The sequence below is a fragment of the Paraburkholderia sp. BCC1876 genome (assembly GCF_902833695.1).
In the GTDB taxonomy this organism is placed as follows: domain Bacteria; phylum Pseudomonadota; class Gammaproteobacteria; order Burkholderiales; family Burkholderiaceae; genus Paraburkholderia.
This window is the reverse complement of the sequence record NZ_CADFGI010000002.1, coordinates 769,473-786,442: the sequence shown is the minus strand read 5'-3', so window position 1 is coordinate 786,442 and position 16,970 is coordinate 769,473. Positions and strand designations below refer to the sequence as shown.

The following is a 16,970-nucleotide window of genomic DNA, read 5'->3' as shown; positions in this document are numbered from 1 at the left end:
ATAACGCAACACGCGTGAATGGGATCAGACGGTTTCGACGACGACCGGAATCGCCGCCAGCCGGGTTTGCCGTTCAGCGGGCGTGGCCGGCCGGATCTGGCCGCGCTCTTCGACGAACGTCACGTTGCGGTCCGGCTCGCTGCTGTTGACGAAGTGACGGAAGCGCTTGCGCGTTTCCGGATCGGTCACGGCCTTCTTCCATTCGCATTCGTACGTATCGACCACGTGCTGCAGGTCCGCTTCGAGTTCGGCGGCCACGCCAAGACGATCGTGGACGACCACGTCGATCAGATACGCGAGTCCGCCTTCGAGGTTGTCGCGCCACACGCTGGTGCGTTGCAGACGGTCGGCCGTGCGCACGTAGAACATCAGAAAACGGTCGATGTAACGCACCAACGTATCTTTATCCAGATCCGACGCGAGCAGTTCGGCATGGCGCGGCTTCATGCCGCCGTTGCCGCACACGTAGAGATTCCAGCCCTTTTCGGTCGCGATGATGCCGACGTCCTTGCCCTGTGCTTCCGCGCATTCGCGGGTGCAGCCCGACACGCCGAACTTGATCTTGTGCGGCGTACGCAGACCCTTGTAGCGGTTCTCGATTTCGACCGCGAGCCCGACCGAATCGCCGACGCCATAGCGGCACCACGTCGAGCCGACGCACGACTTCACCGTGCGCAGCGACTTGCCGTACGCATGACCGGATTCGAAACCGGCGGCGATCAGTTCTTCCCAGATGAGCGGCAATTGCTCGACGCGCGCGCCGAACAGATCGACCCGCTGACCGCCGGTGATCTTCGTGTACAGCCCGTATTTCTTCGCGACCTGGCCGACGGCGATCAAGCCGTCGGGCGTCACTTCGCCGCCCGCCATGCGCGGCACGACCGAGTACGTGCCGTCGCGCTGGATATTGGCGAGGTAGTAATCGTTGGTGTCCTGCAGCGGCGCGTGCTCTTTCTTCAGCACGAACTCGTTCCAGCACGACGCGAGAATGCTCGCCGCCGCCGGCTTGCAGATATCGCAACCGAGACCATGCCCTTGCCTCGCGAGCAATTCGCCGAAGCTGCGCACTTCGCCCATCCGCACGAGGTGATACAACTCCTGGCGCGAAAACGGAAAGTGCTCGCACAGATGGTTGTTGACCGCGAGCCCCTGCTTTTTCATCTCGGCCTTCATCACCTGCGTGACGAGCGGCACGCAGCCGCCGCACGAGGTGCCCGCGCCGGTCGCGCACTTGAGCGCGCCGATATCGGTTGCGCCCGCACCGACCGCCGCGCACAACGCGCCCTTCGATACGTTGTTGCACGAGCAGATCTGCGCGGCGTCGGGCAACGCGTCGACGCCGAGCGCCGGTTTGGCGGTGCCGTCGGCTTGCGGCAGGATCAGGAATTCAGGCGCCTCCGGCAGCTCGATGCGGTTCAACATCATCTGCAACAGCGTGCCGTATTCGCTCGCGTCGCCGACCATCACGCCGCCCAGCAGATACTTGCCGCATTCGGAGACCACCAGCTTCTTGTAGACCTGCTTGCGTTCGTCGCTGAACTGATAGGCGCGACTGCCCGGCGTGTTGCCGTGCGCGTCGCCGATACTCGCCACGTCGACGCCCATCAGCTTCAGTTTGGTGCTCATGTCGGCGCCGGCGAATTCGGCCCCGGTCGTTTCGCCCTGCAACTGTTTCGCCACCGCGCGCGCCATTTCGTAGCCCGGTGCGACGAGGCCGAACAACTGGCCGTTCCATAACGCGCACTCGCCGATCGCGTAGATGTGCGGGTCGCTGGTGCGGCACGCGTTGTCGATCACGATGCCGCCGCGCGCGCCGAGCGTCAGGCCGCTTTCGCGCGCCAGGTCGTCGCGCGGACGGATGCCCGCGGAGAACACGATCATGTCGGTGTCGAGATGGCTGCCGTCGGCGAACTGCATGCGGTGCGTGCCGGCTTCGCCATCCACGATCGCCGTGGTGTTCTTCTGCGTGTGCACCGTCACGCCGAGTTCTTCGATTTTGGTGCGCAGCACGCGGCCGCCGCCGTCGTCGACCTGCACCGCCATCAGACGCGGCGCGAATTCCACCACATGCGTTTGCAGGCCCATATCGCGCAGCGCCTTCGCGCATTCGAGACCGAGCAGCCCGCCGCCCACCACCGTACCCGTAGTCGAGCGCGCGCCACATTCCTGCATCGCTTCGAGATCGTCGATAGTGCGGTACACGAAGCAGTCGGCGCGCTCGCGGCCCGCCACCGGCGGCACGAACGGAACCGAGCCGGTGGCGAACACCAGCTTGTCATAGGGCAAGGTCTCGCCCGTCGAGACCGTCACGGTGCGCGCGGCGCGATCGATCGCGACCGCTTTCGCGTTCAGCTTGAGCAGCACGTTCTGCCGTTCGAAGAAACCCGGCTCGACCAGCGACAGATCGTCCGCGCTCTTGCCCGCGAAGAACGCCGACAGATGCACGCGGTCGTAGGCCGGCCGCGACTCTTCGCACAGCACGGTGATGTCGAGCCCGTGCGCGGCATCTTGCGCCAGGCATTCAACCAGTTTGTGGCCGACCATCCCGTGACCGATAACGATGATTTTCATGACCGCGGTGTCCTCAATGTGCTGGGCTTGCTGGGTTCCGTACGCCGCCGCGCGACAACAGCGAAAAACGCTTCCGGAAACGAAAACGGCGTCCCGCGAATCCAGTCGATGACTGAATCCGGGGGACGCCGTTGTCCTGACCTGTGCTGCGGCGAGCACTTTGTGTTGCGCTCGCGACGGATCCACGTTGATCCGATGGCACGGCATTATGCAAAGGCCGTGCCAACGCGATGAATTGCACGCGGCGAGGCCGTGGCGCGGGGCTTGAACGGGAATGGCACGCGCGTGCGGCAAGCTACCGGCGCGATGCGTTTTGATGCAGTAAAGCACAGGGATGGTGCGACGCAGCACTGTACGCGTGCGGCGCCCGGCTAACGAAGGGGAACGTCAACGCTGCATTGATGAAGCGGCCGGCGACGCGTGGCGTGACTTCGAACCCGCAGTGCCCATGCGTGGCGTAGTCCTTGCATCAGTCACCGTTGAACCGTTCCGGCAACGCGGCCCGAACGAGCGCATGACATGCATGGCATGAAGCACCGCATTGGCCTCGAACGAAACACAGCGCGGTGTTTCGTTTTCACCAGAAGCGGTTTTCGCCAGAAGCGAAATCAGAAAGCAACGGACAACGGCGTCCGCTCGTGATAATCACGTGCGGACGCTTTTTTTTACGCCGACGGTGCGACTACCGGCCGCCTGCACGCATCACGAAACGAACCACCACGAACCACCAGGAACATCGCGATGAACACGAACCCCGGCAAGGTCACGCTATTGAGCGCGGGACCCGGCGACCTCGACCTGCTGACGCTGCGGGCGGCGAAAGCGCTCGCATCCGCCGACGTCGTGCTGCTCGACGATCTCGCGAATCCCGAGATCGTGACCCTTGCACCGCAAGCGCGCGTGATTCGCGTCGGCAAGCGCGGCGGCTGCCGCTCGACACCGCAGGCGTTTATCGAGCGGCTGATGCGGCGCTACGCGCTCAAAGGCTTGCACGTGGTGCGGGTGAAAGGCGGCGAGGCGCTGCTGTTCGGGCGCGCGGGTGAAGAGATCGCGGTGCTGCGCGAGGCGGGGATTACCGTGGAGATCGTCAACGGGATTTCGTCGGGCTTCGCGGCCGCGGCGGCGCTGGGCATTTCGCTCACGCATCGGCGCCATTGCCACGGCGTGAGCTTCGTCACCGCTCACACGGAGAATCACGACGAGCCGGACTGGGCCGCGCTCGCCGCCACACGCACCACGCTGGCGATCTATATGGGGATGCGACGCATCGAAAGTCTTGCCGCCGCGTTGCTCGCGAATCTGCCGGCCGATACGCCGGCGGCTGTCGTGCAATGGGCGGGTGGCGCCGACGAACGGCGCCTCGCGACTCAGCTCGACCGCCTGGCCGCCGATGCCGCGAGCGCCGGCTTCGGCAGCCCCGCGGTGATTCTGGTGGGCGATGCGATTGGCGAGAGCGAAGCATTCCGTCTTGACGGCATGAGTCGATTCCCCGACCTTGCCGCCCGATACGCTTAAACGCCGGTCGGCAAGCGCGCTACGAAACACGTGCCCTCTTGCGCCGACGACCGGACTTCCATCGTGCCGCCGTGCGCGGAAACGATCTGCTTGCAGATATACAAGCCCAGCCCCAGCCCGCCGCCGGGCTTGCTGGTGGGCGGCCGCCAATAAGGCTCGAACACTTTGCTCAACACGTCCGCGGCGATTTCGTTGCCGCCGTTGATCACCGTCAGCACCAGCTCTGCGCGCTCGATGCGCGCCTGCACCCGCACCGGAAACTCCGCGTCGCCGTGCGTCACCGCATTGCCGAGCAGATTCGACAGCAACTGCTGCACGCGCGTGCGGTCGCAGCGCACCGGCGTGGTAATCGCGATGTCGTCGGCGAGCAGACGCTGCGGGTTGGCCTCGCGCACTTCCGCGACCACCGCCCGCAGCGCGCCGGCCAGATCGTCGACCTCGTCGATCGACACGCCGATGCCCGAGCCAAGCCGGCCACGCGCGAAGTCCATCACGTCGTCGATCAAACGCGCCATGCGCAACGTGGAAGATTTCAGGCGCTGGCCGATTTTCACGAGATCGGGCTCGTTCTTGCGTAACGACAGCAGTTCGGCGGTCGCGCTGACCGCCGACAGCGGATTGCGCAGATCGTGGCCGAGCACGGCGATGAACTGCTCACGCAGGCTGGCGGTTTCCCGCTCGCGAATCAGGGCCGTTTGCGCGGCTTCGTGACGCCCTTCGGTCACGAGCTGCATCGCTATGAGGTCCGCGAATCCTTCGAACATGCTCAGCGTGCGCGGGTTCGAGACCTCGGCCGGATTCGGGTCGATCGCGCAGAGATTACCGAAATAGCTGCCGTCGGGAAGAATGATCGGCACGGAAATATAACTGCCCAGCTGGTAGATTCGCGCCGTGTGATGGCCGTGATAAACCGGGTCCTTGCCGAAATTGTCGATCACGATGGTGGCCCGCGCCGCGCGCGACTCGAAACACAGCGTGGTCTGCAGTTCGAGCTGACCGCCCGCCATCAGGCCGAAATTCACTTCGTCCTGCACCGCGCAGGCGGTCCAGCTACGCTCAGAGACCCGGGCCACGGCGGCGAAGCCCATCCCCGTGTTTTTGCAGATCAGGCGCAGGATCGCGGGCACAGCGCCGATACGCTGGACCGCCTCGATGTCGCGCGCGATTTGCGCGTCTTCGCTATTGCCGAGCGGTAGATTCGTCATAAATAAATGGTGCTGGATGTTTTGCGCGGAGGGCCTGAGAGCGGGCCGGAAAACGAAAAAACGTCGCGCAATAATTCTATCGGGACTTCAAATTGCTCACTACCAGGAATACACATACCAGGAATATTCATAGGGGAAGCCGATGTTTACTCAGGAAACGGCTCGCCTGCTGATCGCCGACGACGACCCCGATCTGCTGGCCGCCTACACGCTCTATTTCAGCGCCCAGGGTTTCGACATCCGCACCGCCCGCAACGGGCTCGACGCGCTGGCGCAGTATTGCGCCTGGCATCCGGCCGCCGCGCTGCTCGACGTCGAGATGCCGCGCCTCGACGGGCGCGCGGTGGCGCGCCGGATCCGCTCCGTCGGCGATGTGCCGGCGCCGACCCTGGTCGCGGTCAGCGGACTCCAACGCGCCGAGGAACGCAGTGAATCACTACGTTCGGGCTTCAATCACCATTTCGTCAAACCCGTTCCGATGCCGGTGATTCTCGCCGCGTTGAACGGATCGAGGCGGCATTGAGCGGGGGTTAGGCGTGGTTTGAGCAGCGTTTCAAGCGGCGTTTCAATCGCCGAAGCCCAACTCCGCCTCGACCGTCTGCCCCACCCGCAACCACGCGCCGGCGCCGCTCGCCACGAGCGCGTTATTGCCGAACGTCAACGCACCGTTGCGCTGCGGATTCGCCCGGTACGTGCTCATCGTGTCGGTCGGCTCGTCCGGCCAGTCCGGATCGGGTGCGCCCGTCGCCTGGTCGACGGTCGGCATCGGACAGCGCGCGCAGGTCTTCACCAATTGCAGTTGCACCGCGGCGACCCCATCAGCCGCGTCGCCGGCATCGACGCTCAACGTCTCCACGTAGTCTTCCTCGTATGCGTCGAGCCCCGTCAGCACGACGTTCGGGCGGAACCGGTCGATCGGAATCGACGGCGCGCCCTTGCGTTGCAGCCGCGTGTTCAGATCGTCGAGCGACGCCTGGCCGACCACCAGCAGCGGAAAACCATCGGCGAATAACGTGTTGGCGCCGCCGGTGCTCCCGGTGTAATCCGGATCGACGGTACGCTCGTGCTCGGGATCGAAACGCAGCAGCCGCGCCGGCACGCCGAGAAACGTGGAGAACCAGGCCGCGCTGGCCTCGCCGGTGTCGAGACCATAGGCCGCGTCCCGCCAGACCTGGGTCTGCACTTTACGCGGCGCATCGAGCCGCGCGGCGTCGAGCGGCGTGCGCAATTCGCTCATGCCGGGCGCGCGAATCACGAGCTCCGTGTCGCCGAGTTCGACCTTGATCAGCGCCATGCGCGGATACGCACGCTGCGTGAGCATCGCGCCGGCCGGGTCGACGACGATCCAGCACCGATCGTATTCGAGCCCGGTGGCAAGCAGGCGCGCTTCGCTCAATGCGATGCCCGCACAGGATTTGATCGGATAGACGAAAAGCTCGCTGATGGTCGGCATGGTGTGGGTCGGCGCGTGGGGCGGCGCTCAGGTGGTTGGTCTTTGAAGCTCAGCTTTGAAGCTGGTCTTTGAAGCTCGATTGTAAGGCCCGGCAGGACGGCGCGTCCGCTTCGAACCGCCTTCGCCGCATCACCGATAGCCGGCATGCGTCATGCAGCGGTTTGTTCGAACCGCGCTTGGACGTAAAATCACCGGGCTGCGCGACGGCCCTCGCTTAGCGTCAAAGCGTCACTGGATTGAATTTATAGAAGCATCCTTACCATAACCCGAGACAGGAAATTCATTATGCTGAGCAAACCCGTGTTGACCGTCGCTGAAACGACCCGCATCCTCGAGGCCGCTCGCGCCGAGGCCGAGAAGCATCAGTGGGCCGTCGCAATCGTGGTGGTCGACGATGGCGGCCACCAGTTGGGCATGCTGCGGCTGGACGGCAGCGCGCCGGCCAGTTCGTACATCGCGACGGAAAAGGCCCGCACTTCGGCGATCGGCCGCCGTGAAACCAAGGTATACGAAGACATGATCAACAACGGCCGCACCGCGTTCCTGAGCGCGCCGTTGCTGGGCACCCTGGAAGGCGGCGTGCCGGTGATCGTCGAAGGCCACGTGATCGGCGCGGTCGGCGTGTCGGGCGTCAAGTCCGATCAGGATGCACAGATCGCCAAAGCCGGCATTCAGGCGCTGGCCGTTTAAACCGCAGTTGTAGCTCAACGCGGGCCGATGCCCCCTCATCGGCCCCATTCAGACAGATGGAGCAGTCGATGACTCAGATGAACCCGCGCGGCGGACTGCAGGTCGCCGCCAACCTCGACCAGTTCGTCGAAACCGAAGCCCTGCCCGGCACCGGAATCGACAGCGCAGCTTTCTGGTCGGGTTTCGACGCCCTCGTGCACGAGCTGGCGCCCAAAAACCGTGCGCTGCTGGCCGAGCGTGACCGCCTGCAAACCGAACTCGACGGCTGGCATCGCGCCAATCCGGGCCCGGTGCGCGATCTGCGTGCGTATCGCGCGTTTCTCGAAGGCATTGGCTATATCGTGCCCATGCCCGCCAGCGTCAAAGCCACGACCGACCACGTGGACACCGAAATCGCCGAACAGGCCGGCCCGCAACTGGTGGTGCCGCTGTCGAATCAGCGCTACGCGCTGAACGCGGCGAACGCGCGCTGGGGCAGCCTGTACGACGCGCTGTACGGCACCGACGCGATTCCCGAAACGAACGGCGCGGAAAAACAGCAGGCCTTCAACCCGGTGCGCGGCGCCGCGGTGATCGCCTATGCACGCGAATTCCTCGATCAGGCCGCGCCGCTCGCGAACGGCTCGCATGCCGACGCGACCCGCTATAGCGTCGAAGGCGGCAAGCTGGTCGTCACGCTGAAGAACGGCACCGGCGAACTGAAAACGCCGGCGCAGTTCATCGGCTATCAGGGCGAAGAGAGCGCGCCGTCGGCGGTGCTGCTCAAGCACAACGGCCTGCACTTCGAGATCCAGATCGACGCGAACGACTCGATCGGCAAGACCGATTCCGCGCACGTGAAAGACGTGGTGGTCGAAGCGGCGGTGAGCACGATCATCGACTGCGAAGACTCGGTCGCGGCGGTGGATGCGGACGACAAGGTCCTGCTTTATCGCAACTGGCTCGGCCTGATGAACGGCGAGCTGACCGAAGAAGTCACGAAGAACGGCAAGACCTTCACGCGCCGTCTGAACGCGGATCGCGTGTACGTTGCCGCGAACGGTACGGCGCCGGTGGTGCTGCATGGCCGCTCGCTGCTGTTCATCCGCAACGTCGGTCATTTGATGACGAATCCGGCCGTGCTCACGAAAGACGGCGCGGAGATTCCGGAAGGCATTCTCGACGCCGTGATCACCACGCTGTGCGCGTTGCACGACCGCAAGCAGCAACTGAATTCGCGCACCGGTTCGATCTATATCGTCAAGCCGAAGATGCACGGCCCGGCCGAAGTCGCGTTCGCAAGCGAGCTGTTCGCGCGGGTGGAAGACCTGCTGAAGCTGCCGCGCAATACGATCAAGATGGGCATCATGGACGAGGAGCGCCGCACCAGCGTGAACCTGCTCGCCTGTATCGCCGAAGCGTCGGAGCGTGTCGCGTTCATCAACACCGGTTTCCTCGACCGTACCGGCGACGAGATGCACTCGGCGATGGAAGCGGGTCCGATGATGCGCAAGGGCGACATGAAGTCGAGCGCATGGATCGCCGCGTACGAGCGCAGCAACGTGCTGGTCGGTTTGAGCGCGGGCCTGCGTGGCCGCTCGCAGATCGGCAAGGGCATGTGGGCCATGCCCGATCTGATGCACGCCATGCTCGAACAGAAGATCGCGCATCCGAAGGCCGGCGCCAACACCGCCTGGGTGCCCTCGCCGACCGCCGCCACGCTGCATGCGTTGCACTATCACCAGGTCGACGTGCAAGCGGTCCAGCAGCAACTGGAGCGCACGGATTACGCACAGGTGCGCGACGAACTGCTCGACGGCCTGCTGACGATTCCGGTCGTCGAAACGGCGAAGTGGAGCGACGACGAAATCCGCAGCGAGATCGACAACAACGTGCAGGGCATTCTCGGTTACGTGGTGCGCTGGATCGATCAGGGCGTGGGCTGTTCGAAGGTGCCGGACATTCACAACGTCGGCCTGATGGAAGACCGCGCCACGCTGCGCATTTCGAGCCAGCATATCGCCAACTGGCTGTATCACGGCGTGGTGAAGCGTGAACTGGTCGAGGAGACGTTCAGGCGCATGGCGAAGGTGGTCGACGAGCAGAATGCCGGCGACCCGCATTACCTGCCCATGGCGCCGGGCTTCGACACGATCGCGTTCAAGGCCGCGCAGGCGCTGGTGTTCGAAGGACGTCAGCAGCCGAGCGGCTATACGGAACCGTTGCTGCATAAGTTCCGGCTGGAAGTGAAGAAAGGCTGAGCGGTTTTCTGCCTTCAGCGCGGCTTGAATGGCTTGAACGGCTTTTGATCACGACGTTCGAACCGCGCAAAAAAAGACGGGCGCCACGTAAAGCGGTGCCCGTTTTAATGTGCGCGGTGCTGCTGCGCGTTGCTTCTGCGTGATGCGTTTGCAGCGGCCGCCGTTTCCCAATCGACACGAGTCGCGCCTGGTACGCCCTGTTCAACTCGCGCCGATCGCCGGCTCCGCCTTGGGGCTCATCGGAGCCCTCGACCGTTCAAATCCTCAAGCCGCTTCGGCCGTGTATTGCGTCGCCGTGCCGGCCTGGCCATTGATCTGCCCTTTACCCTGCATATAAGCCTGCAGATACGCCTCGAATTCCTCTTTCACTTCCGGATGGCGCAGCGCGAATTCCACCGTCGCCTTCAGATAGCCCAGCTTGCTGCCGCAATCGAAACGCGTGCCGAAGTAGCGATACGCGAGCACCTGCTCTTCGGTCAGCAGCGACTGCACCGCGTCGGTCAATTGCAGCTCACCGCCTGCGCCCGGCTTCAGCGCGCGGATATGCTTGAAGATGGTCGGCATCAGCACGTAGCGCCCCACCACGCCGAGATTCGACGGCGCCTTGTCCGGCGCCGGCTTTTCGACGATGCCCGACATCTTGATCACGTTGTCTTCCCACTCGCGGCCATCCACCACGCCATACGAGCGGCTGTCTTCGCGCGCAATGGTTTCGACGCCGATCACCGAGCTGTGATAGTGGTTGAACGTATCGACCAGTTGGCTCATTACCGGCTTCGAACTGTGCAGCAGGTCGTCGGCCAGAATCACGGCGAACGGGCTCTCGCCCACCAGTTTCTCGGCGCACAGCACCGCGTGGCCCAGACCGAGCGCTTCAGCCTGACGCACATAGAAACAGTCGACGTTGGCGGGCTTGATGCTGCGTACGAGATCCAGCAGCTTCTGCTTGTTGCGCGCTTCGAGTTCGGCTTCGATCTCGTACGACTTGTCGAAATGGTCTTCGATCGCGCGCTTGCTGCGGCCGGTTACGAAGATCATCTCGGTGATTCCGGCCGCAACCGCTTCTTCCACCGCGTACTGAATCAGCGGCTTGTCGACGACCGGCAGCATTTCTTTCGGACTTGCCTTGGTAGCCGGCAGGAATCGTGTCCCGAGGCCCGCTACGGGAAACACGGCTTTGGTGACTTTCAGCATGGTAGGCATTCCATCGGTTAGAAATTAGAGTGTTCGCGGGCCCGGCGGCCAATCGATGCCGCCGGCAAGACTAGCAAAAAAATCAAACGGGTTCATACGTGAAAATTTTCTCGCCCCGAATAAATAATTGGATTGAATTTCGATATGCCGCATCGTGATAAACGGCCAGCAACAATTACGTATCTCAATCGAATTATTTTTCCGAAAGTCCGAAAATCTTACTTGTCAGGCTCAGTTGCGCGGTTCAGCGACGTGCGTCGGGTCACGCGACGCCCGGCGCCGCGGAGGCCCGCCGGATTGGGCACTTCATTCGTTCTCGTCGTGCTGGGGCAGCTTGCCCGAAGTCACCCGGTAACGGCGGATCGGCTCGTTGCGCAGCGCTTCCCGGTAAGCGGAGGCGGCGACAAGGAGCAACAGCACGGCAATGCCGGCGAGTAAATGCAGGTTCATGACTTCACCTCGGGTCAAGAGAATCCGTGACTTAAATTAGCATGACAAAAGCAGTAAATAATTCAGCGCCGCATCTGCTTATGCTCAATTACAATTCGTCACAAAATCGTTACCCAATTCAATTCATTCCGCAATTTTTTAGCGATTTTTTTGCCGCCGCGCTGCACTACGATGTAACGCACCGCGGGCGTGCACGGCATGCGCCCATCCGTCCGCTTTCACCCGCCTTTGCCTTTTACCTTTCACCTCCTTCAAACCAAGGACCGCGCATGAGCGACCCCGCACTCGATGCCGCCGGCTCATCCCTGCCGCATCTGCCGCCTTCTTCGCCACGAGCCGTCCGCGTGGCGCGCGCGCAGGACGAAGCACGCGCCACGAGCGTCGGCAAGGAGCATGTGATCGACGCCATGCGGGGTTTCGCCGCGTTGCTGGTCGCGTATTTTCATTGCCGGCAGATCGAGTGGGTCGGCATGCAGGCGTTTCACCAGAATGCGGGGCATTCGTTCAGTCTGAATACGCTGGCCGCGTATCTGACCTTTCCGATTGCATGGGGCTCGGCGGGTGTGCCGATTTTCTTCGTGATTAGCGGTTACTGCATTCATCGCAGCGGCGCGTTGCGGCTCGCCGCCAATCCGGCCTACCGGCTCGACGCGGGCAATTTCTGGGTGCGCCGGTTTGCGCGGATTTATCCGGTGCTGCTCGCGGCGCTGCTGCTGACCTTCGCGCTCGACTGGTTCAGCCTGCAGTTGCCGCCCGTCAGCCACAAGATCCGCGAGATCGGCCTGCAGGCGTTCCTCGTCAATCTGTTCTCACTGCAAGGCGTGGCCGGCAAGACGTACGGCTCGAACGGCGCACTGTGGACACTGTCGCTCGAAGTGCAGTTCTACGCGATCTACCCGCTGCTGTTCGCGCTGCGTCGCCGGATCGGCATGACCAACGTGCTGGCGCTGGTCGCCGTCGTCAATGTGGTATCGGCCTATGTGCTCGAACGGCACGATATCCAGTTCTTCACGTCGTACTGGTTCGCGTGGACGCTCGGCGCGTGGATCGCCGACGCCAAAGCCTCCTCCGGCACGCCGCAGAAGAAGCGCTCTCCGGTGTGGCTCTACGCGCTGGCAGCCGGCTTTATCGCGTTGGGCTGCGCGGCGTTCCATTTCGGTCAGTACGGCGCGTTCCAGTTCTGGGCGATCGGCTTCGCGTTCTATCTGTACCAGGCGCTGGACCGCGGCAACGCGACCCAAGGCAATGCGTGGGGCACACGCGTGCTGTCGCGTTTAGGCGATTTCAGCTTCTCGCTGTATCTGATTCATCTGCCGATCTTCGTGTTGCTGTCGTCGCTGCTGTTCCGCTCGTCGCTGCAAATGACGATCTGGCCGTCGTTCGGCTACATGCTGGTGGCCATTCCGGTCGCGTATGTGTTCTACCGGCTGGTCGAGTTGCCGGCCATGAAATGGTCCGCGAGTTTTAAACCCAAAAAAGCGACTGGGACGCCGGCCTGAATTCCACGCGATCCCACGCGAAAAAAACGGAGCGAAAGTCCCGAGACTTTCGCTCCGCTGCGCCAACGACAGGAACCGGCCAAGCCCCTGCCTACACCCCCGCGTCAAAACCGCTTTAAAGCCCGCTTCACAGACTTGCTCCCGGAACCGTCACTGCCGGCGGCGGCATGAAAGTCCCAAGCCCCAGGAAACACTGAGGCCAGAACTTAAAGCCGCCGCCGGACCGTTTTACCGCCCCGCCACGCCCTTCAGAATCCGCGCGACACCGTCCACATAGGTTGTCGTGCCGAAACGGCTCAGCGCCGTCTGATAGCCGTTCCTGACCAGCCGGTTGCGCAGTTCGTCGTTCGAGCGCAGTTCGGCGAGCGTATCGGCGAGACCGTGCGCGTCGCCGGGAGTGCACAGCACGCCGTTCTCATAGTCGTCGACGATCTCCAGCACGCCGCCCGCACGCGCCGCCACCACCGGCCGCTGCGCGAGCATGCCTTCGACGATCACGCGGCCGAACGGCTCCGGCGTGATCGACGTATGAACGACCGCGTCGACCGCGCACATGCAGGCCGCGATATCGTGCTGGAAGCCGAGAAAATGCACCCGCTCGCCGAGGTTGTGAGCGGCCACGAACGCGTGCAATTCGATCTCGTACTGGTCTTCGCCGAACAGCGGTGCGCCGACCAGCACCGCGTGCATCTGCGGATTCAGCACCATGGCTTCGAGCAGCACGTGCTGCCCTTTCCAGCGCGCGAGGCGGCTGAACGAGCCGACCAGAAACGCGTCCTGCGGCAGATTCAGCCGCTGGCGCAGCGTGGCCTGCGGCACCGTGCGCAGCGCGTCGAACGGCGCGGCCGAAATGCCGTTGAACACCACGTCGACGCGTTTCCCGTCGAACTGCGTGAGTTCGGTGAACGCGCGCGCCGACGCCGCCGAATTGGCGATCACGTGCGCGAGACCGAACCGCGCGCACCACTTGATGATGGCCAGTTGCTTGCCGCCGAAATGCTCGGGGCTGACGATATCGCGCAGATGCCACACCACCGGCCGCCGCGCGAGCTTGCCGGCGAGCGCGCCGATCACCATCGCGCGCTGGGTGTTCGCGTAGATCACGTCGACCTTGCGCGCGCGTTTCGCGGTGGCGCGCACGAGCGAGAGCAGCCCCTTCAGCGCCTGGCCCTTCGGCAGCGAACCGCCCTGTTTGCGCACATTACGCAACGCGCCGGCTTCCAGCACCTCGACGCTCGCGCCGGCTTTGGCGAGCGCCGTGCGGAACGGGCCGTCGTCGAACAGCACGACCTCGATCCGCGAGCGCAACGCCTTGACGATTTCCAGCAGCGACAACTCGGCGCCACCGAGCACGCCGCTTTGATCGACGGCCAGAATGCGCGGCGCGCCGGCCGCGGCTTCCGCCTTGTACGGCACGTACGGCGGCAGCGTCGCGGTGCGCAATGCCGGCACCGCGGCGCGCACATGCGAGAAGAAGCGTTCGCGGAAATGCGCCGCGGAAAATTGCTCGGCGTTATGACGGCAGTCCGCGGGCGAAAAACGCTTCACGTGGTCGTCGAAACGCTCGAGCGCCGCAATGATCGACTCGACATTCTGCTCGTCAAAAAACATGCCGGTGGGCCGCGACTCGGACACGTCGCGCACGGTTTCGAGCGCGCCACCCTTGCCGTAGGCGATCACCGGCGTGCCGCAGGCCTGCGCCTCGACCACGGAGATACCGAAGTCCTCCTCGGCGGCAAAGACGAACGCCTTGGCGCGGCTCATGCGGTCCTTCAGCACCTTGAACGGCTGGTAGCCCATGATCTCCACGTTCGGCCCCGCTTTCGCGCGGATTTTCTGCATGTCGGGACCGTCGCCGATCACGACCAGCTTGCGCTCGGGCATCCGCGCGAACGCCTCGACGATCAGGTCGATCTTCTTGTACGGCACCATCCGCGAGGCGGTCAGATAGAAATCTTCCTTGTCGGTGCAGAGCGAAAACGCTTCCACGTCCACTGGCGGAAAGATCACCTGTGCGTCGCGCTGATAAACCTTCCTGATGCGCCGCGCGATGAAATCCGAGTTGGCGACAAAGCCATCCACCGAGTTCGACGTACGGATATCCCAGTTGCGGATGTAATGCAGAATCAGCCGCGCCATGGCCGACTTCGGCCCGTTGGTCAGTTTCGACTGCTGCAGATACTGGTGCTGCAAATCCCACGCGTAACGGATCGGCGAATGCACGTAGCTGATATGCACCTGGTCGGGCCCGGTCAGAATGCCCTTGGCCACCGCGTGGCTGCTCGAAATCACCACGTCGTACGCGGAGACATCGAGTTGTTCGATCGCGAGCGGCATCAGCGGCAGATAGGTGCGGTATTTGGTGCGCGCGAGCGGCAGTTTCTGGATGAACGAGGTCGTCACCCGCTTGCCGCGCAGAAAGCTGCGGTCGTCGAGAAAATCGACCAGGCTGAACAGATCCGCATCCGGAAAGCACGCAACGATCTGCTCGAGCACCTTCTCGGCGCCCGCATAGGTAACGAGCCAGTCGTGCACGATCGCCACGCGCACGGTTTTATCGGCGCGCAACGCGGCGCGGCGCGGCGGCGCCTGCACGCCAGGCACGCTGGTGAGCTCGGCCAGTGCGCTGCGCGTCGCGGGTCGCAGCACGGCTTCGTCTTCAAGGACTTCGTGGTTCATGCGCTTTTCCTCGGATTCAGTCGCAACAGCAGTGAACGCGCAAGATCGCGCAAAGCGGGGGTCATCGTGAACGACCAGGCGAGATTCGCGCCGACCATCAGCAGGCCGGCCACGATCGCCAGCGCGAGACCCGGCAGAAAGCTGGCGAGCCACAGGCTGGCCAGCAGAAACGCGAGATGGGCGAGCATGTCGAGCGCGATCTGGCGTGCGCGAATCGCGGCGAAATGCAGCAGCACCGCGTAGTCGAACAGCGCGCGGCCGGCCACTGCCACCGCCGCGCCGGTCAGACCGAAATGCGAGATGCCGAACCACAATGCCCCGGCAAACAAGGGCAATTCGAACAAACCGACCCGCGCGGCGGTCGCCGGATGAACCTGCGACTGGATCAGAATCCGCGTCACATTCGCCTGCCCGACGAGCCACACGGCGATGATCATGATCCGGCCCACCGGCGCGGCCACGGTCGCGATCTCATTGCCGACCCACAGATGCAGGAACGGATCGAGCACCAGCATCGCGACCAGCGCGACCGGCGTGAACACGCCATTGAGAAATTCGAGCGACTGCTGCGTGATGGCGTCGGCGTCGGCGCGACCCACGGCGGACAAACGCGGAAACAGCGTGCGCACCAGCGCGGTCGGCACGATATTGAGCCGCGTCACGAGGTTCTGCGGCACCGTGTAATACGTAACAAAGCGCGCGCCGAGACTCGTGCCGAGCATCACGCGGTCGAGCGAGTCGGCGACCATCGTGGTGACGCTCGCAATCAGCATCCAGCCGCCGAAGTTGAACAGCCCCTTCGCGACGCCGAATTGCGGCGCCCGAATGCGCCGAATTTCCAGCACCTTCAGCGCGGAACGGCCCAGCATCAGCGCGGCCAGAATCCGCGCGAATACGGCGGCGGCCAGCACGTTCTGCAAGGTCGCGCCAAGCCACAGCGCGGCGCCCAGCGGCAGCAACTGGAACAGGAACGTACCGATGGTCTGATTGGTGTTGTACACACCGAAGCGCTCCGCGCCGTTGATCGCGCCGGCGAACACCCACGAGACATTGGCAATCGGAATCGCCACCGCGAGCCACGGCAGCGCCATATACACCTCGTGCTGCAACTCGGGCGACACCTTGGTGAAATACGCGGTGTACAGAAACGCGCCGAAATAGATGATCAGGCCGCCGATCACGCCGGTCGCCAGGTTGAGCCATGTCGCGCTCCAGAACACGCGCACGCACTCGTCCTTGTCGCCGGAAGCCCGCGCCTTCGAGATGTGATTCTGCGCGGCCATGCTCATGCCGAGATCGAGAATCCCGAAGTAGCCGATCAGTGTCCACACGAGACTGATCACGCCGTAGCGCTCGACGCCGAGCAGCTTGATATACGACGGCACGGTCACGAGCGAGACGAAGGTCGGCAGGACCAGCCCGAAGAAATTGATCGCTACGTTCTTGAGAATGCCTTTGTCCATCGGATGCCTTG

General features: G+C 63.6%; 12 protein-coding genes. 5 read left to right on the top strand and 7 right to left on the bottom strand.

The window, feature by feature from the left end:
- Positions 1–24 precede the first annotated feature (24 nt).
- Positions 25–2,571 (bottom strand): nitrite reductase large subunit NirB, encoded by a 2,547-nt coding sequence (gene nirB, locus HWY05_RS10005; RefSeq protein ID WP_176058199.1) that lies wholly within the window; start codon positions 2,569–2,571, stop codon positions 25–27.
- Positions 2,572–3,312: 741 nt separating this feature from the next.
- Here nirB and cobA point away from each other — a divergent pair.
- Positions 3,313–4,086 (top strand): uroporphyrinogen-III C-methyltransferase, encoded by a 774-nt coding sequence (gene cobA, locus HWY05_RS10000; RefSeq protein WP_051980516.1) that lies wholly within the window; start codon positions 3,313–3,315, stop codon positions 4,084–4,086.
- Here cobA and HWY05_RS09995 read toward each other — a convergent pair.
- Positions 4,083–5,291, bottom strand: coding sequence for a GAF domain-containing sensor histidine kinase (locus HWY05_RS09995; RefSeq protein ID WP_035550151.1), 1,209 nt, complete (start codon positions 5,289–5,291; stop codon positions 4,083–4,085). The two genes, cobA and HWY05_RS09995, sit on opposite strands and share 4 nt — an antisense overlap.
- A 142-nt stretch (positions 5,292–5,433) precedes the next feature.
- Between HWY05_RS09995 and HWY05_RS09990 the strand changes: the two genes are divergently transcribed.
- Entirely contained in the window at positions 5,434–5,814 is a 381-nt protein-coding gene (locus tag HWY05_RS09990) for a response regulator (protein WP_035550154.1), read from the top strand.
- Between the two features lie 42 nt (positions 5,815–5,856).
- Here the strand turns inward: HWY05_RS09990 and HWY05_RS09985 are convergent, their stop codons facing one another.
- On the bottom strand, positions 5,857–6,744 hold the full coding sequence (locus HWY05_RS09985; protein WP_035550158.1) for an MOSC N-terminal beta barrel domain-containing protein: 888 nt from the start codon (positions 6,742–6,744) through the stop codon (positions 5,857–5,859).
- 285 nt (positions 6,745–7,029) lie between these two features.
- On the opposite strand from HWY05_RS09985, the gene HWY05_RS09980 reads away from it, so the two are divergent.
- Together HWY05_RS09980 and HWY05_RS09975 are read left to right on the top strand one after the other, a co-directional pair.
- Positions 7,030–7,434, top strand: coding sequence for a heme-binding protein (locus tag HWY05_RS09980; protein ID WP_035550161.1), 405 nt, complete (start codon positions 7,030–7,032; stop codon positions 7,432–7,434).
- A gap of 68 nt (positions 7,435–7,502) precedes the next feature.
- The gene (locus HWY05_RS09975; RefSeq protein ID WP_176058198.1) at positions 7,503–9,674 is read left to right on the top strand and encodes a malate synthase G; all 2,172 of its coding nucleotides are present in this window, start codon (positions 7,503–7,505) and stop codon (positions 9,672–9,674) included.
- A gap of 264 nt (positions 9,675–9,938) precedes the next feature.
- Here the strand turns inward: HWY05_RS09975 and galU are convergent, their stop codons facing one another.
- Together galU and HWY05_RS09965 are read right to left on the bottom strand one after the other, a co-directional pair.
- Positions 9,939–10,868, bottom strand: a complete 930-nt coding sequence (galU, locus tag HWY05_RS09970) for a UTP--glucose-1-phosphate uridylyltransferase GalU (RefSeq protein ID WP_081935854.1) — start codon at positions 10,866–10,868, stop codon at positions 9,939–9,941.
- 306 nt (positions 10,869–11,174) lie between these two features.
- The gene (locus HWY05_RS09965; RefSeq protein ID WP_176058197.1) at positions 11,175–11,318 is read right to left on the bottom strand and encodes a hypothetical protein; all 144 of its coding nucleotides are present in this window, start codon (positions 11,316–11,318) and stop codon (positions 11,175–11,177) included.
- Between the two features lie 269 nt (positions 11,319–11,587).
- Here HWY05_RS09965 and HWY05_RS09960 point away from each other — a divergent pair, with 269 nt between their 5' ends.
- The gene (locus tag HWY05_RS09960; protein ID WP_035550165.1) at positions 11,588–12,817 is read left to right on the top strand and encodes an acyltransferase; all 1,230 of its coding nucleotides are present in this window, start codon (positions 11,588–11,590) and stop codon (positions 12,815–12,817) included.
- A gap of 228 nt (positions 12,818–13,045) precedes the next feature.
- Here HWY05_RS09960 and HWY05_RS09955 read toward each other — a convergent pair whose 3' ends face one another.
- Together HWY05_RS09955 and HWY05_RS09950 are read right to left on the bottom strand one after the other, a co-directional pair.
- Positions 13,046–15,496 (bottom strand): glycosyltransferase family 4 protein, encoded by a 2,451-nt coding sequence (locus HWY05_RS09955; protein WP_035550167.1) that lies wholly within the window; start codon positions 15,494–15,496, stop codon positions 13,046–13,048.
- Entirely contained in the window at positions 15,493–16,959 is a 1,467-nt protein-coding gene (locus tag HWY05_RS09950; RefSeq protein ID WP_035550169.1) for a flippase, read from the bottom strand. Before HWY05_RS09950 ends, HWY05_RS09955 begins: the two co-directional genes overlap by 4 nt.
- Between the last annotated feature and the right edge of the window lie 11 nt (positions 16,960–16,970).

Coding starts and splice junctions, on each gene's coding strand:
- nirB (WP_176058199.1), bottom strand. CDS start 2,571: ATGAAAATCATCGTTATCGGTCACGGGATGGTCGGCCACAAACTGGTT.
- cobA (WP_051980516.1), top strand. CDS start 3,313: ATGAACACGAACCCCGGCAAGGTCACGCTATTGAGCGCGGGACCCGGC.
- HWY05_RS09995 (WP_035550151.1), bottom strand. CDS start 5,291: ATGACGAATCTACCGCTCGGCAATAGCGAAGACGCGCAAATCGCGCGC.
- HWY05_RS09990 (WP_035550154.1), top strand. CDS start 5,434: ATGTTTACTCAGGAAACGGCTCGCCTGCTGATCGCCGACGACGACCCC.
- HWY05_RS09985 (WP_035550158.1), bottom strand. CDS start 6,744: ATGCCGACCATCAGCGAGCTTTTCGTCTATCCGATCAAATCCTGTGCG.
- HWY05_RS09980 (WP_035550161.1), top strand. CDS start 7,030: ATGCTGAGCAAACCCGTGTTGACCGTCGCTGAAACGACCCGCATCCTC.
- HWY05_RS09975 (WP_176058198.1), top strand. CDS start 7,503: ATGACTCAGATGAACCCGCGCGGCGGACTGCAGGTCGCCGCCAACCTC.
- galU (WP_081935854.1), bottom strand. CDS start 10,868: ATGCTGAAAGTCACCAAAGCCGTGTTTCCCGTAGCGGGCCTCGGGACA.
- HWY05_RS09965 (WP_176058197.1), bottom strand. CDS start 11,318: ATGAACCTGCATTTACTCGCCGGCATTGCCGTGCTGTTGCTCCTTGTC.
- HWY05_RS09960 (WP_035550165.1), top strand. CDS start 11,588: ATGAGCGACCCCGCACTCGATGCCGCCGGCTCATCCCTGCCGCATCTG.
- HWY05_RS09955 (WP_035550167.1), bottom strand. CDS start 15,496: ATGAACCACGAAGTCCTTGAAGACGAAGCCGTGCTGCGACCCGCGACG.
- HWY05_RS09950 (WP_035550169.1), bottom strand. CDS start 16,959: ATGGACAAAGGCATTCTCAAGAACGTAGCGATCAATTTCTTCGGGCTG.